This window comes from Archangium sp., from assembly GCF_045802675.1.
Classification (GTDB): domain Bacteria; phylum Myxococcota; class Myxococcia; order Myxococcales; family Myxococcaceae; genus Archangium.
The window spans coordinates 63035-78704 of record NZ_JBJMQO010000138.1 but is presented as its reverse complement, the minus strand read 5'-3'; the positions used below and the strand labels follow the sequence as shown (position 1 = coordinate 78704).

Below are 15670 nucleotides of genomic sequence, written 5' to 3'. Positions count from 1 at the left end.
GCCTTCGCCACCCCCGTCCCCGCGCGGGCCTGGGCCCCGGGGCCCGGCCGCTAGTGCACCATGCGCTCGGACGAGCCGGAGCGCGGGGAGTGCAGCTTGCCGAGGCAGGTGAGGATGTGCTCGCGGTACTCGGACACCTCGCGCAGGCCGCACATCATCCACCGGCCGGCGATGACGAGCGTGGGCACGCCGCGCACGCCCCGGCTGGCCGCGAGCTGGTGCTCATCCAGAATCAGCTTGCGCGTGTCCTCCGAGTGGTACGCCGCGGAGAAGGGGCCCATGTCCAGGCCCACGCGGTTGGCCAGCTCGAAGATGACGTCGGTGCGCGTGACGTTGACGTCCTGCTCCAGCGCCGCGCGCTGCATGGCGCGCGCGAGGTAGGCCCGGGCCGTGGGGCTCTGCAGCCGCGCCGCCTCGAGCGCCGCCAGCGCCGGGATGCTGGAGCGCGGGGCATCTCCGCCCTGCCACAGCTCCGTCGACAGCAGCTTCGCCGCCGGCTCCTGTTCCTGCTGGGCGCGGCGCACCTCCTCCGTCAGCCCGCGCAGCTCCTTTTCCGTGGGCCTCTTGTCATGCAGGCGCAACGGGTAGGGGCGCACGCGCCAGCGGACGATGTCTCCGAATTCTTGCTTGAGGGAGTCCAGCCGCAGGTCGGCCAGATAGCACCAGGAGCACAACACATCCTGGTAGACGGTGATCTGCAGCGGCTTGGAGAGGGGCTTCATGTGCGGGCGGCGCACAGATTACGAAGGTGTCACTCCCACTGCCAATCCCCTCCGACAATTCGGGGCCTAGGCCATTCCCAAGAGGGCCAGGCAAGAGGCTCGTCCGCCCGCCTGCTGCGCGAGCGGCGCTGTACCGCGTCACCCCGCCTGGGTGGGCGTGCCCGCGGCCGCCCGGGCCTCGGCGAAGTCGAGGGCGTGTTGAATCATCGCCCCGGCGATGTCCTGCTTCGTCGCCCGCTCCAGGCCCTCGAAGCCCGGGCTGGAGTTGAGCTCCATCAACCGCGGCCCCTCGCGCCCCTCGAGCATGTCCACGCCAGCCACCTCCAGCCCGAGCAGGTGCGCGGCCCGCACCGCCACCTCGATATAGGAGGCGGGCAGCTCCACCGGATGGCCCTCGCCGCCGCGGTGGATGTTGGAGCGGAACTCGCCCTTCTTCGCCCGCCGTTGCATGGCGCCCACCACCTGGTTGCCCACCACCAGCGCGCGCACATCCCGGCCCTTGCTCTCGGCGACGAACTCCTGGAGCACCACCTCCTGCCCCAGGTCCCAGAAGGTATTGACGATGGTCTGTAGCTCCTGGAGCGAGTGGGCAATCATCACCCCGACCCCTTGGGTGCCGCGCAGCAGCTTGATGATGACCGGCAGCCCGCCCACCTCCTCCACGAGCTTGCGGACGTTGCTGCGGTCGTGCGCCATCACCGTGCGGGGCACGTCCAGCCCGCCCCGGCACAACACCTGGAGCGCGCGCAGCTTGTCGCGGCTCTCGGAGATGGCGCTGGAGCCGTTGAGCACCGGCACCGCCATCATCTCGAAGTGCTTCACCACCGCCAGGCCGTAGCCGGTGATGGAGGCGCCGATGCGCGGAATCACCACGTCCACGCCCTTCACGTCCACCCCGCGGTAGAGCATTCGCGGCTGCCCCGGAGCGAGCACCATGGTGCAGCGCAGCGTGTCGAGCACCAGGGGCCTATGGCCGCGCTGTTTGATGGCCTCCACCAGCCGCCGGGTGGAGTACAGGGAGCGCTTGCGCGAGAGGATGACCACCGTCTTCTTCGCCCCGGCCCGGCGGACAGCCGGTGGGGGCGCGGGGGAAGGCGGCTCCGGCTCGACGGGACGCGCGAGGGCCTTCGGGCGGGCCTGGGCGGGCGCCTTCTTGGACTTCTTGGCGGGCATGGAAGGGGGGCGAGACTACCACGGGCGGGGGCGGGCCGCGTCGGCCGTGTTTGCTATCATCGGAAATTGATGAGTCCTCATGAACCGAACCCGGACGACGTCCTCACCAATCCGGGGGAGAACGGTCTGGATTCCCTCGTCGCGCCCCCCGACGGTGGACCCGGCTCCGGCACCGAAGTGCTCGTGCTGGAGACACGCACCACGCTCAAGCTGCGCAAGTGCCGGATTCAAGTGACGGCCGGCCCGGACGACGGCAAGTCCCTGGTGTCCGACAAGGAGCGCCTGCGCTGTGGCGCCCACCCCACCAATGACCTGGTGCTCGCCGAGGATCGCACCGCCAGCCGCCACCACTTCGAAATCATCAACACCGAGCGCGGCTGGCTCCTGGTGGACCTCAACTCCACCAACGGCACCTTCCTGGATGGGCGGCGGATTGAACGCGCCTACCTCTCCGCCGGCTCGCAGATTCGCGCCGGCTCCTCCACACTCTCCTTCGCCCCGCTCGACGAGGAGGTGACGCTCGAGCCGGACCGCGACGGCGAGCTGTGCGGGCTGGTGGGACAGAGCGTGAAGATGCGGCAGGTCTTCGCCCTCATCAAGAAGATCGCCCCCATGGACGTGTCCGTCATCATCGGCGGCGAGACGGGCACGGGCAAGGAGCTGGTGGCGCGCGCCATCCACGAGCTGAGCGGGCGCAAGAAGGGGCCGCTGGTGGTGCTCGACTGCGGCGCCATTCCGCCCAACCTCATCGAGAGCGAGCTGTTCGGCCACGAGAAGGGCTCCTTCACCGGGGCCATGACGGCGCGGCCGGGCGCCTTCGAGCGCGCGCAGGGGGGCACCATCTTCCTCGACGAGCTGGGCGAGCTGCGGTTGGACCTTCAGCCCAAGCTCCTGCGCGTGCTGGAGAACCGCGAGGTGCGGCGCGTGGGCGGCAACGACACACTGGAGGTGGACTGCCGCGTCATCGCCGCCACCAACCGCGATCTGGTGAAGGAGATAGCCGCGGGCAACTTCCGCGAGGACCTCTTCTTCCGCCTGTCCGTCATCAACCTCCACCTGCCGCCGCTGCGCGAGCGCCGCGAGGACGTGCCCCTCATCCTCAAGCGCGCGCTGGAGGACCCGGAGCTGCTGGCGCGCCACGGCCGCAAGCGGATTTCCCCCGAGGCGCTCGCCCTGCTGATGGCCTACGCGTGGCCGGGCAACGTGCGCGAGCTGATGAACGTGCTCTCCCACGTGCTGGCCTTCAGCGAGGGCGAGGAGGTGCTGCCCGAGCACCTGCCTCCGCGCGTGCGCGGCCAGGTGCGCGAGGGGCCGCTGCCCTTCAACGAGCACCTCACCTTCAAGGACGCCAAGGAGCAGCTGCTGGAGAACTTCGAGCGCGAGTACGTCACCAGCGTCCTCACCCGCTGCGAGGGCAACCTCTCGCGCGCCGCCCGTGAGAGCGGCCTGCACCGCAAGTCCATTGAGCGCCTGGTGAAGAAGTACCAGCTCGACGCCAAGGGCATGAAGCCGAGATGAAGCGGTGCGTCATCCGTCCAGTTGACCGATGGGAAACCCCGGGAGCGAGTGGGACAACCCCCTAGATATGAGTACCGAGGAGTCCCCGCTTCCCCGGGGACGCGAATCCGGCCAGGCGGCGGTGGAAGCGGCGCTGACGATGCCGATGGTCATCTTCCTCGTGCTGGGGACGCTGCAGCTCTTCATGATGTTGCAAGCCCGCATCATGGCCGAGTACGCGGCCTTCGAGGCGGTGCGGGCCGGCAGCCGCAACCACGGCAACTGCGTGCCCATGCAGCACGCGGCCCTGGCGGGACTGCTGCCCAGCGTGACGCCCTACCTGGGCGCGGGGAACTCGGGCGCCTCGCCGGCGGAGAAGCTCGCCGAGGCCTGGTCGGCGCGCATCGGCTCCAACCCGCGCCAGCCGGATCCGCGCTACGTGCCGGGCCGGGGCATGGACCGCAAGCACGACGGGCCCATCTTCTGGCTCGTGCGCGAGCAGCCCCTGGCGTACTCCGTGCCGGACCCCGAGGACATCGACTTCGATGCGCCCTCGGGAGACGGACAGCGCGCCAAGAGGCTCGAGGTGCGCCTCATCTACTGGTACCGGCTGCGCATTCCCTTCGCCGACTGGGTCATCAGCCGCATGCTCCTGGCCCACCTCGGGCTGCGCGACTACGACGCCGTCAACCCGCTGATCCCCGCCGACAACGAGGCGGGCTGGACAAAGAGCAGCGTGACGGTCATCAACCTGGACTCGCTCATCCGCGACGAGCTCACCTCGCGCGTGGCCTCCGGCCAGTACGTCTTCCCCATCCAGGCCACCTACGGCATGCGGATGATGACGCCCCTGCGCAAGGAGTTCTTCGACACGCAGAACTGCGAGCCCACCCCGGAGGGCCTGTGATGCACCCCCGCCGCCGCCCCATGCGCCCCGTGCTCGCGCGCCGAGGCCAGACGCTGGTGCTCTTCGCGCTCACCCTGCTGCTGCTGGTGCTGATGGTGTGCATGACGCTCTCCATCGGCATGAAGGCGCGCGAGAAGATGGAGCTGGAGACGGTGGCCGATGCCGCCGCCTACTCCAACTCGGTGCAGACCGCGCGCGCCTTCAACGCCATCTCGCTGATGAACCGGGCGCTGATGGGCCACATGGTGGCGATGACGGGCGTGGAGAGCCTCATCTCCTGGAGCAGCTACTACCGCGCCTCCATCCACGGCGCCGTCCAGGCCTACGACAAGCCCTACAAGGTGTACGCGGCCATCGCCCTCGCCAACTGCCCCTGCGCCATCACCAACCCGACCTGCGCGAAGTACTGCCAGTGCGCCACCCAGGCCATGTCGGACATCAGCCAGACGCAGGGCGACCTCCGCGACGCGGACCAGCAGCTCGACTCGCTCTGGAAGAGCCTGGACCCTCCGGCGGGCGACGAGGCGCTCGGGCTTCAAATCTCCTCCATCTCCGACGAGCAGAATGCCCTCTTCGACAACGTGATGTCGGACTTCTCGTCCGCGGGCCTGGCCAACGCCATCGCGGCGGAGGCCAACAAGGGCGCCCGCTTCGGCGACGAGCTCAAGGCGCTGGCGAGCAGCAAGGCCGTCAACCAGCGCGAAATCAACGGAGACGAGAACTGCGGGGGCAATGGCGCCGCGTGCACGCGCCGCGACGCGGGCCACAAGCTGCACTTCGTCTACGCCGCCATGGGCAGCCGCGGCTACGCCTTCGTCACCGGGCGCAACGCCGGCAACCGCATCCGCTCCCGGCTGCAGACGCTCATGCCCGCGCGCGACACCCTCCCGCGCCTCACCAACATCGGCAGTGGCTACTTCCCCGCCGAGGGCAAGCTGTCGCACTCCGCCAACCCCAACGACGCCACCGAGCTCGCGGCGGACGACCACGGCAGCCTCATGCTCCTGTTCAACCGTGGCCAGGCCCCGTGCCCCACGTCGCTGCCGGGCAACTCCAGCCCCAAGGCCCACGTGCGCAGCACCCACCTGGCGGACACCGGGGACGAGCACACCTGGACGGGCGGCTCGGATGACGGAACCCAGAAGGAGCACCACACCATGGGCAAGTGCACGCTGTGCCCCGGCATGTGGCCTCCGCACATGGACTACAACTTCAACCTGGTGACGGACCCGGGAAACAACTGGGGCCAGCCCAAGAGCTACGCCGTCATCCAGCGCGACTACGGGGACCGCCCCGCCGCGCTCGCGGACCCGTGGAACCTCCTGTTCCGCTTCCGCTTCTCCTCGAGCGGCCCCCCCGTCCTCTTCGACAACACCGGCAACGAGCTGTCCACCAACCCGGGCACGAAGATCGCCAAGGCCACGGCGCTCTCGGCGGGCATCACCTACTACAAGCGCGCGGGCCAGCACTGGAAGGAGCCGCCCAACTTCCTCAACCCCTTCTGGCGCGCCACCCTGGTGTCGGCCCACGTGGACCTGCAGGGCAAGCAGGACACGGAGACGACGCTCCGGGCCTCCGCCCCCTTCGCCGCCGACGTCTACAAGGCGCTCCTGGACAAGGAGTACATGGGATGGTGAGGCCGGCTTCCACGCGGCGCCGCGGCCAGAGCACCACGGAGATGGCGCTCGGGCTGCTCGTGTTCGTCACCGTGCTCGTCTTCGGCATCCACTTCGCCGAGGTGGGCTACCTGTCCCTCAAGGTGCAGGAGGCCGCCGCCAGCGCCCTGTGGGACTCCACCAGCGCGAAGATGCACTCGCTGCCGGGCGACTTCTCCGCCCTGCAGAACCTCATCGACGGCAACCGGCCGGGGCAGCTCGCCACCAACCGCTACCGTGACTTCGACGGGCGCACCTCCAAGAGCGGCAGCCGCGCCCCCGTCCAGGTCTTCACCTCGGCCGACGGGCTGAGCGTCACCTGCGAGGCCGCCTCGGGCATCTCCTTCAGCGACAATGGCGCCACCGCGGGCGTCTACGCCAACGTGGGCGGCATGCGCTGCTCCTCGCGCGCGGTGCTCTCCCCCACGCGCAACCTCACCAAGAGCTTCCTGGACCAGGGGGCCGGCTCCTTCTTCGAGGTGCCCCACTACACGCTGGGCACCATCCCCGTGTGCGGCACCGGCCGCGCCCGGAGCGGCGACTGCAACGGCGGCTTCGGCATCCTCCTGGACGACTGGGGCCTGGCGGGCAGCGACGAGGGCGGCGAGTGCGTCCTGTTGCAGGGCGCCAACTGCGCCAACAAGCCCTATTACGACTCGGCGAAGAAGGTCTACGACAGCTACAACAAGGTGACGGGCGACTCGGTGAACCTGGCCCAGGCCATCGTGGGCTCGGCGCCCATCGACCCGGGCAAGTTCTGGATGAGCTTCAAGGGCCAGGGCGGCTTCAAGGACCGCGAGAATGGCGGCGACAGCGACCCGAACGACTGGGTGACGACGCCGGGCGCCAACAGCCCCACCACCGAGTACGACTCCGCCTACAACGGGCGCGGCAACTGCTGGCTGGGGGCCTCGTGCAACTGAGCGCCCGGTGGGCCGTGCTGGTGCTGGTGTGGGGCGCGGGGAGCGCGTCCGCGCAGGGCCGGCCTGGCTTCACCTGGGACGTGCCCCGCGTGCTGGAGGCGGTGGATGTGCCGGGCGTCATGCGCGCCGATGGCATCCCCGTGAAGCTGCGCTCGGTGCTCAGCGCGGAGAAGCCCGAGGTCATCCTCCAGCACCTGGTGGACCGCTTCGAGGACGCCGGCTTCTACCTCCCCCCGGATGCCCACCGCACCCAGTGGCTGGCCGAGCCGCAGCTCACCGCGCTCGATACGGAGCGGCTCATCTCCTACACCTTCGTCCTGCAGCCCAACCCGGACGGCACCACCACGGTGGTGCTCGGCGAGGCCAACCTCTCCCAGGCCCGGCGCGCGCAGCCCGCCTTCGCCCCCGTCTACCCCGGGGGCACGGACGTGATGCAGAGCGACATGGAGGGGGCGCGCACCCTGACGTACCTGGTGACGGCGGCGCCGGAGAAGGTGCGGGACTTCTATCTGAAGGAGCTCGCGGCGGCCGGTTTCACCGAGGCCTCCACCGGGGAGTGGCTCCGGGGCGGGGAGGAGGTGCGGGTGGCGGTGCGTCCCGTCAAGGCGGGCCGGGTGTCCGTCATCCTCATGCGCCGCACCGCCGGAGAGGCCGCGCTGGAGCCCGCCCTCCGGGAGGGGGCCCAGCCCGGCGCCACGGCACCGGCACCGGCACCGGCACCGGCGGCGAAGCCCGGCGCGGGAAAACGCTGAGCGGGGCCCCGCAAGTGGCTGGAATGACTGGCTGGAGAGCCAGCGGGCGGGCGGGGACGGGGAGGGCGGGGACCGCGGTCCGGCGCCCTTGAGCGAGAATGTTGCCCGGCCGCGTCAGGTGCCGGTGAGGCGTGCTGCCCGTCAATTGGACCCCGACGGCCAGTTGACCGATATAGAGATTGCCGCGGTCATAGGAAAAGAGACTTCCCATGTTTTTCCGTGCTCCCTCCAGGCATGGCCAGTCCGGACAGGCCCAGGTCGAGTCAGCCCTGTCGCTGCCACTCACCCTCTTCATCATGCTGGGGACGCTGCAGCTCTTCCTCATGCTGCAGGGCCGCATCATGGCCGAGTACGCGGCGTTCCGCTCGGTGCGCGCTGGCAGCGTGAAGCACGGCGACTGCAAGGCGATGACGCACGCGGCGGTGCTCGCGCTGCTGCCCAGCTTCCACTCCTTCATGGGCGGGGCGGGGGCCACTCCCGGCGACAAGCTCGCCCGGGCCTTCGGCGCCTACAAGGACAACCAGTACCGGCGCGGCGGCGCGGCGGGCGTCACCAAGGGCATGCCCTCCGAGGGCAACGTGGTGTGGATCATCCGCGACTCGCCCCTGCGCGCCACCGTGCCCAACCCCGAGGACAAGGACTTCGACCAGGCCGACAGCCCCAACCGCCGCCTCGAAATCCGCCTCATCTACTGGTACCCGCTCAACATCCCCTTCGCCAACTGGGTGATGGGCCGCATGATGCTCGCGCGCTGGGGGTGGAAGGACTACAGCGCCCAGAACCCGCTGATGGCCACGGAGAAGGCGAACTGGACGCAGCAGTCCACGCCCAACCTCGAGGCCTCCATCCGCGCCGAGGTGATGCGGCGAGCCTCGCTCAGCCCGCCCTCGTACACCATTCCCATCAACGCCTCGGGCAGCCTGCGCATGATGACGCCGGTGCGCTCCACCTTCTTCCAGACGCAGAACTGCCCCCCGGCTCCGGAGGCCCTGTGAGACGCCCTGTGGGACGCCCCCTGCTCGCACGACGAGGCCAGACGATGGTCCTCTTCGTCATCTCCCTGCTGCTGCTCACGCTGATGGTGTGCCTGACGCTCTCCATCGGCATGAAGGTGCGCGAGAAGATGGAAGTGCAGGCCATGGCCGACGCCGCCGCCTACAGCAACGCGGCCGTCACCGCGCGCGTCTACAATGAAATCGCCCTGATGAGCCGCGCGCAGATTGGACACATGGTGTCCATGGCCGGCGTGCAGAGCCTCATCAGCTGGACGACGGCGTACCGCGCCAACGCGAACGCCATCTTCCTCAACTACACCATCATCACCGCCCAGTACGTGGCGCGCGCGGCCAGTTGCTGCAAGACCTTCACCTCCTGCCCGCTCGAATGTCCCTGTGCCGTCGTCGCCGCCGCGCAGAGCGCCATCTCGGCGATCAACGTCTACACCAAGGGCCAGAAGGTCTTCAAACAGTTCGACCAGCTGGACCAGGCGGCCGCGGACCAGGTGCGTGACCTGCAGGGCGCCGCCTCGCGCCTGTATGCCGCGCAGCTCATCGAGTGGGGCCGGCTGGGATTGAAGCTCAACAGCCAGGACCTCGCCGACGACATCGTGGACGCGGCGAAGGCGGGCAGCCCCTGGCCCGGCGAGCTGAAGGCGCCCAACGGGGGCGATTCGGTGACCCTGCGCGAAATCATGCCCTTCCTGGGCGCCACCAACCCCCTGGACATCTCCAACTCGCACCACCTCTACGCGGGCATGGGCAGCCGCGGCTTCACCTTCACCACCATCCGCGGCGGCCTGGCCAACGTGGTGCTCAACCAGCAGCTCAAGAACAACTTCGTCAACAAGCAGGACCAGCTCACGGTGGTGGACCTGGGCAGCGCCTACTTCGCCTCGACGCAGAACCACGGCGACCTGCAGCCCAGCGGCGCCTTCGCGTGGGCGGACGACCACGGCGCCAACACGCTGCGCTTCAACCGGGCGTTCGCTCCCTGCAAGAAGTACTCGTCCATCATGCCCGTCCTCGCCGACCTGAAGTCCACCGACTCGGGCGACTCCACCGACGAGCACTTCTGGTTCCCCAAGACCTTCATCTTCTTCGGCGACAGCGACAAGCAGCCGGCGGATACGCGCCACACCCTGGGCGGCTGCGTGCGCTGCCCCGGCATGTGGCCCACCTTCGTGGACTACAACCCGGTGCGCCTGGTGATGCCCTCGGACAACTGGGGCCAGCCCAAGAACTACGCCGTCATCCAGCGCGACTACTCGGTGCGCGGCACGCGCGCCGACCCGTGGAACCTGCTCTTCCGCTTCCGCTTCAGCCCCAATCGCACCTCGCAGTTCGACAACCGCGGCATCCAGTTGGCCGATGGCACCAACATCAGCAAGCAGACGGGCCTGTCGGCGGGCATCGCCTACTACCACCGCAAGGGGCACTGGAAGGAGCCGCCCAACCTGCTCAACCCCTACTGGCGCGCCACGATTGTCCCGCTCACCATCGACTCGCAGGGCCGGGGCGGCGACGTGGCCGATACGCTCAATGACGTGGGCGCCGGCTGGGCCGCCACGGCCTGGAATGGGCTGCGCGGCCAGGGTTACGAGGGAGGTCCGTGATGAGCTTCGTGCACTCGCGCCGCCGCGCTCCACGCGGCCAGGCCCTGACGGAGATGGCGCTCGGGGTGCTCGTCTTCATCACCATCCTGGTGTTCGGCATCCACTTCGCGGAGATCGGCTACCTGTCGGTGAAGGTCACCGAGGCCTCGCACTCGGCGATGTTGGACGCCACCGGGCACAAGCTTCACTCCTGGCCCAAGAACGACAACCCGTCCAAGGGCGCCGCGCAGCTGGCCGGGCAGGAAGCCACCACGCGCTACGCGGACTTCGACAGCCGCGAGACGAGCGTCAAGGGCACCCAGCTCACCCAGGTCTTCACCCGCATCCGCGGCATGAACGTGACGTGCTCGACGGGCAACGGCGTCGGCTACAACCCCAGCCTCCTCACCCTCCTGGCCTACAGCGACAACGACGGCCTGAGCTGTAACGCCCAGGCCACCATCGACCCGGTGGGCTCCTACCTCTTCCCCAAGACGTTCATGGAGGGCAGCGGCGGCTTCTTCAGCGTGAAGAACTACGACCCCAAGCCCATGACCATCTGCGGCATGGGGCGCGCCAGTGGCGGCTCGTGCCCGGGGCGGATGACGATGATGCTGGATGACTGGGGCCTGTCCGGCGACGCGGAGTCCGGCATCTGCGCCATCATCCCCGACCTCCCCTCGCCCTGCCTGCCCAACGTGCCCTACTACCTGATGGCCGGCAGCGTCTTCACGCTCAACGGCCTGGGTCAGGGCACGGCTGGTAGCCAGATGGCCAGCCAGATCGTTGGCAGCATGCCTCTTCCCTTCTTCTACGGAGGAGAGAACATGTTCTGGATGAGCAGCGCGGGTGAGCCGCTCTTCGTCCAGCCCCTGCCGTTGAACGAGGGCTGGAAGCTGTGGCCGACCACGCCCGGTGTCGTCCCGGGTGGTCTGGGCGGCATCCCCTACACGGTTGCCTACTTCCAGCGCGACGGCTGCTTCCTCGGCAAAGACTGTCCATGACTCCCCTCCTGCTGGCCTGGTTGCTGGCGGCGGCCCCCGAGGCCGCTCCCGCCCGTGCGAAGACGTCCGCCTCCACCCCGGCTCCGGCCGCCACGTGCGCCCCCGGGAAGAAGGCCAAGGCCGGTGGCGGGAAGGACGAGGTGGCCGAGGGCGCCTCCTGTGAGGCACCGGCTCCCAAGGCGAAGGCCGCGGCGCAGCCGACCGCGGCGCAGCAGGCCCCCGCCGGGGCGAAGGCGGACGAGTTCGTGGCGCGCATGCAGGGCGCGGCCCCGGAGGACATGGACCCGGACAAGCCGCTGCCTCCCTTCAACTGGAAGGTGCCGGGGCTGCTGGCCTGGGTGGACTCGGATGGGCCGATGATGGCCAACGGCGTGCCCGTGCTCATCCAACTGGCGCGCTCGTCGCGGCCGGTGGAGGAGCTGGGCCCGTACTTCGCCCGCCATTTCGAGCAGTCGGGCCTCTTCGTCCCTCCGGCCAAAGAGCAGGCTGCCTTCACCCGCGAGCCCCAGCTCACCGCGTTGGATCCGACGCGGTTGGTTTCCTACACCGTCATCCTCCAGGCCAACCCGGACAAGACGACGTCCGTCATCCTGGGCACGGCCAACGTGGGCGCATGGAGGCCGGTGCGGGGCAGCGAGCTGCTGGGCTGGGCGCCGATGATGCCGGGCGGAGAGCACCTGCTGCGCACCGACGCCGAGGGCCAGTCGAGCGCCGCGTACGACGTGGAGGCCCCGCCGGACAAGGTGCAGGCCTTCTACAAGGACGCGCTGCTCAAGGTGGGCTACACGGCCCTGCCCACCGAAGAGGGCAACTACCGGCGCGGCGCGGAGCTGATTCGCGTGCGCGCCCGGCCGGACGAGTTCGACAAGACCGGCCGGACGCTGGTGTGGCTCATCCGCCAGGCGGCCGGCATGGACGTGGTGGACGCGGAGTCGCCCTGAGGGGCCGGTCCGGTCCGCCAGAGAGCGCTACTCCTCGCCGGAGGGCAGCAGGTTCCCGCACGTGCGCGAGGTGCAGTCGGTGAAGCGCTGGCTGCACTTGGTGGTGCAGGACTGGTTGCCCTTGCATCCATCCATGCACGTCATCATGGGCTCCTGGCACTTCTGCATGCACTTGGAGAGCTCCTGGGCCTGCTCGGGCGACATGGTCGGCGCGGCGCCCTTCTTGGCCGACTTGCCGGAGGAGTTGGACGACTTGCCCTTGGCCCAAGCGGACGAGGTGGGCAGGAAGGCGAGGGCGAGGACCAGCACGAGGGAAGCGCGCTTCATGGAGACTCTCCGGGGGGCTGGGGCAGGGTGCTCGGGCGTTTCCCTGCCCGGAAGGCAACGGCAGTATAGGAGGCGCTTGACTGTAATTGAAGCGGCCGGAGGCCCGTGTTACGGCCGGTGCCATGAGCGACAGCGGCACTCCCCCCAAGGACTACAAGGACTCGGTCAATCTCCCGAAGACGGACTTCCCCATGAAGGGGAACCTCGCCCAGCTCGAGCCTCGCATGCTCGGTTGGTGGGCGGAGAAGGGGATTTGGGGGAAGATTCTCCAGCGGCGTGAGGGCGCCGAGCCCTTCGTGCTCACCGACGGTCCTCCGTACGCCAACGGCCACATCCACGCCGGCCACGCGCTCAACAAGGTCCTCAAGGACATCGTCGTGAAGTACCGCAACCTCGCGGGCCGCCGGTGCGACTACATCCCCGGCTGGGACACCCACGGTCTGCCCATTGAGCAGGCCGTCGAGAAGCGGCTGAAGGAGAAGAAGATCGACAAGCGCACGCTGGACCGGGAGGCCTTCCTGGAGCAGTGCCGCGCGTACGCCCTGGAGTTCATCGACATCCAGCGCACCGAGTTCAAGCGCCTGGGCGTGCTCGGCGACTGGGACCATCCCTACCGCACGCTCGACTTCCCCTACGAGGCGCAGGAAATCCGAGAGCTGGCCACCTTCGCCGGACGCGGCATGCTCTACCGGCGCAAGAAGCCGGTGTACTTCTGCCTCTACGACCAGACGGCGCTCGCCGAGGCCGAGGTGGAGTACGAGGACCACGCGAGCCCCTCGGTGTATGTGGCCTTCCCCGCGGGCCCCGAGGTGTCCGCGAAGGTGCCCGCGCTGAAGGGGAAGCAGGTCTCCTTCGTCATCTGGACCACGACGCCCTGGACGCTGCCGGCCAACCTCGCCATCGCGATGAACGCCGAGTACGAGTACGTGTTCTACGCGCTCGGCGAGCGCGTCATCTGCGTGGCCAAGGACTTGCTGCCCAAGGTGCTGGCCGAGGTGAAGGCGGACGAGCTGGCGGTGAAGAACGTGAAGGTGGCGGGCTCGGAGGTGTCGGCGGCGGCGCTGGTGGAGCCCGAGCGGATTCTGGCGTACGCGCGCGGAGACGAGCTGGAGGGCTGCACCTACCGGCACGTCTTCTACGAGCGGCAGGGCAAAATCATCCTGGGCGAGCACGTGACGCTGGAGGCCGGTACGGGCCTGGTGCACACGGCGCCGGGGCACGGCCAGGAGGACTACGAGGTGGGCCTGAAGTACGGGCTCGACATCTACAACCCGGTGCGCCAGGACGGCCGCTACGACGAGAGCGTGGGCGAGTGGCTCACGGGCAAGAAGGTATTCGAGGCCAACCCCACCATCATCGACGCGCTGGCCGACAAGGGCGTGCTGCTCAACGACAAGACGGACAAGGTCGAGCACAGCTACCCGCACTGCTGGCGCTGCCGCAACCCGGTGATTCTGAGCGCGACGTACCAGTGGTTCATCCCGCTGGACAAGGCGTCCACCGAGGGCGGCAAGACGTTCCGCCAGCGCGTGCTGGACGAGGTGGACCGCGTGCAGTGGGTGCCCTCGTGGGGACACAGCCGCATCCGGGGCATGCTGGAGACGCGTCCGGACTGGTGCATCAGCCGCCAGCGCACCTGGGGCGTGCCCATCCCCATCGCCTACTGCGAGGGCTGCGAGGAGGCCGTCATCTCCCCGGCGCTGATGGAGAAGGTGGCCTCGGCCGTGGAGAAGGAGGGCGCGGGCGTGTGGTACCGCACGCCGGTGAAGGAGTTCCTCCCCTCGGGCTACACGTGCCAGAAGTGCGGCAAGGCGGAGTTCCGCCGCGAGACGGACATCCTGGATGTGTGGTTCGACTCGGCGTGCGCGTTCAGCGCGGTGTCCGAGCGGCGGCAGCGGATTCCCGCGGACCTGTTCCTCGAGGGAAGCGATCAGCACCGCGGCTGGTTCCACTCGTCCATCCTGGTGTCGGTGGGCACGCGCGACGTGTCGCCGTACAAGGCGTGCCTGACGCACGGCTTCGTGGTGGACGGCGCGGGCGAGAAGATGTCCAAGAGCCGCGGCAACGTGGTGGCGCCGGAGAAGATCATCCAGCAGTACGGCGCCGAGGTGCTGCGCCTCTGGGTGGCCTCGAGCGACTACCGCAACGACGTGCGCCTGTCGGACCAGATTCTGAAGGGCCTGTCCGAGGGCTACCGCAAAATCCGCAACACCATCCGCTACGCGCTGAGCAACCTGTATGACTTCGACCCGGCGAAGGACGCGGTGAAGGCGGAGCAGCTGCTGCCGCTGGACACGTGGGCGCGGGGCCGGCTGGCGGAGGTGGTGGCGCGCGTGCGCAAGGCGTACGACGCCTACGAGTTCCACCTGGTGTACGCGACGGTGGTGGACTTCTGCGCGGGTGACCTGTCGGCGGTTTACTTCGACATCCTGAAGGACCGGCTCTACACGACGAAGGCGGCGGGCCCGGCGCGGCGCAGCGCGCAGACGGTGCTGCACGAGGTGGCCACGGTGCTGCTGCAGCTGCTCGCGCCGGTGATGAGCTTCACGGCGGAGGAGGCGTGGCAGTACCTGCCGGGGCAGAAGGCCGAGAGCATCTACCTGACGGACTTCCCGGAGCCGGCGGTGAAGGTGGATGCGGCGCTGGCGGAGAAGTACGAGAAGCTCTTCGCCGTCCGGAGCGCGGTGCAGGGCCTGCTGGAGGCGGCGCGCCGGGACAAGATGATCGGCGCGTCGCTGGAGGCGCGGGTGGTGCTGAGCGCGAGCGGCAAGGCGCGCGAGTTCCTGAAGGCGAACGAGGCGGAGCTGCCGTCGCTGTTCATCGTGAGCCAGGTGGAGCTGTCGGACGCGGCCGGCGAGAAGGCGCAGGCGCTGAACGTGGCGCAGGCGCTGGGCGAGGACGTGAAGGCCGAGGTGCTGCCGGCCAGGGGCGAGAAGTGTCCACGGTGCTGGACGTACTCGGAGAAGGTCTCCGGCGGAGCCGCCGTCTGCGAGAAGTGCCAGCAGGCGCTGGGCTGAGCCGGACGCGGAAACGACTTGGCCCGACTCGGGGATTGCCCTATGCAGCGGGGCAACTCCGAGGGGTGCGATGCAAATCCGATGTCCACACTGCGGTAACTCTTTCGACAGCCCGGCCGGTGAAGTGGTCCAGTTCTGCCCCCACTGCGGGCAGCGGATCGA

General features: G+C 69.0%; 13 protein-coding genes. 10 read left to right on the top strand and 3 right to left on the bottom strand.

Annotated features, from left to right (window positions below; all coding sequences use genetic code 11):
* Window positions 1-50: 50 nt before the first annotated feature.
* Together ACJ8AN_RS38625 and ACJ8AN_RS38620 are read right to left on the bottom strand one after the other, a co-directional pair.
* The gene (locus tag ACJ8AN_RS38625; protein ID WP_407760628.1) at window positions 51-722 is read right to left on the bottom strand and encodes a DsbA family protein; all 672 of its coding nucleotides are present in this window, start codon (window positions 720-722) and stop codon (window positions 51-53) included.
* A gap of 138 nt (window positions 723-860) precedes the next feature.
* A complete protein-coding gene (locus ACJ8AN_RS38620) occupies window positions 861-1895 on the bottom strand; it encodes a RimK family alpha-L-glutamate ligase (protein WP_407760627.1) in 1035 nt (344 codons plus the stop codon).
* A gap of 69 nt (window positions 1896-1964) precedes the next feature.
* Here ACJ8AN_RS38620 and ACJ8AN_RS38615 point away from each other — a divergent pair, with 69 nt between their 5' ends.
* From ACJ8AN_RS38615 to ACJ8AN_RS38575, 9 genes are all read left to right on the top strand, one after another.
* Window positions 1965-3413 (top strand): sigma 54-interacting transcriptional regulator, encoded by a 1449-nt coding sequence (locus tag ACJ8AN_RS38615; protein ID WP_407760626.1) that lies wholly within the window; start codon window positions 1965-1967, stop codon window positions 3411-3413.
* 67 nt (window positions 3414-3480) lie between these two features.
* Complete coding sequence (locus ACJ8AN_RS38610) at window positions 3481-4299, top strand: TadE/TadG family type IV pilus assembly protein (protein ID WP_407760625.1); 819 nt, start codon at window positions 3481-3483, stop codon at window positions 4297-4299.
* Window positions 4299-5936, top strand: coding sequence for a pilus assembly protein TadG-related protein (locus tag ACJ8AN_RS38605; protein ID WP_407760624.1), 1638 nt, complete (start codon window positions 4299-4301; stop codon window positions 5934-5936). The genes ACJ8AN_RS38610 and ACJ8AN_RS38605 overlap by 1 nt, the downstream gene beginning before the upstream one ends.
* Window positions 5930-6877, top strand: a complete 948-nt coding sequence (locus ACJ8AN_RS38600; protein ID WP_407760623.1) for a TadE/TadG family type IV pilus assembly protein — start codon at window positions 5930-5932, stop codon at window positions 6875-6877. Before ACJ8AN_RS38605 ends, ACJ8AN_RS38600 begins: the two co-directional genes overlap by 7 nt.
* Complete coding sequence (locus ACJ8AN_RS38595; RefSeq protein ID WP_407760622.1) at window positions 6868-7629, top strand: hypothetical protein; 762 nt, start codon at window positions 6868-6870, stop codon at window positions 7627-7629. The genes ACJ8AN_RS38600 and ACJ8AN_RS38595 overlap by 10 nt, the downstream gene beginning before the upstream one ends.
* Before the next feature lie 209 nt (window positions 7630-7838).
* Window positions 7839-8624 (top strand): TadE/TadG family type IV pilus assembly protein, encoded by a 786-nt coding sequence (locus tag ACJ8AN_RS38590; protein WP_407760621.1) that lies wholly within the window; start codon window positions 7839-7841, stop codon window positions 8622-8624.
* 44 nt (window positions 8625-8668) lie between these two features.
* Window positions 8669-10240: a pilus assembly protein TadG-related protein gene (locus ACJ8AN_RS38585; RefSeq protein WP_407760620.1), complete on the top strand. Its 1572-nt coding sequence runs from the start codon at window positions 8669-8671 to the stop codon at window positions 10238-10240.
* The gene (locus ACJ8AN_RS38580) at window positions 10240-11223 is read left to right on the top strand and encodes a pilus assembly protein (protein ID WP_407760619.1); all 984 of its coding nucleotides are present in this window, start codon (window positions 10240-10242) and stop codon (window positions 11221-11223) included. The genes ACJ8AN_RS38585 and ACJ8AN_RS38580 overlap by 1 nt, the downstream gene beginning before the upstream one ends.
* A complete protein-coding gene (locus tag ACJ8AN_RS38575) occupies window positions 11220-12164 on the top strand; it encodes a hypothetical protein (protein ID WP_407760618.1) in 945 nt (314 codons plus the stop codon). The genes ACJ8AN_RS38580 and ACJ8AN_RS38575 overlap by 4 nt, the downstream gene beginning before the upstream one ends.
* Before the next feature lie 27 nt (window positions 12165-12191).
* Here the strand turns inward: ACJ8AN_RS38575 and ACJ8AN_RS38570 are convergent, their stop codons facing one another.
* The gene (locus tag ACJ8AN_RS38570) at window positions 12192-12491 is read right to left on the bottom strand and encodes a hypothetical protein (RefSeq protein WP_407760617.1); all 300 of its coding nucleotides are present in this window, start codon (window positions 12489-12491) and stop codon (window positions 12192-12194) included.
* A 122-nt stretch (window positions 12492-12613) separates the two neighbouring features.
* Here ACJ8AN_RS38570 and ileS point away from each other — a divergent pair, with 122 nt between their 5' ends.
* Window positions 12614-15508: an isoleucine--tRNA ligase gene (gene ileS, locus ACJ8AN_RS38565; RefSeq protein ID WP_407760616.1), complete on the top strand. Its 2895-nt coding sequence runs from the start codon at window positions 12614-12616 to the stop codon at window positions 15506-15508.
* Window positions 15509-15670: the final 162 nt, after the last annotated feature.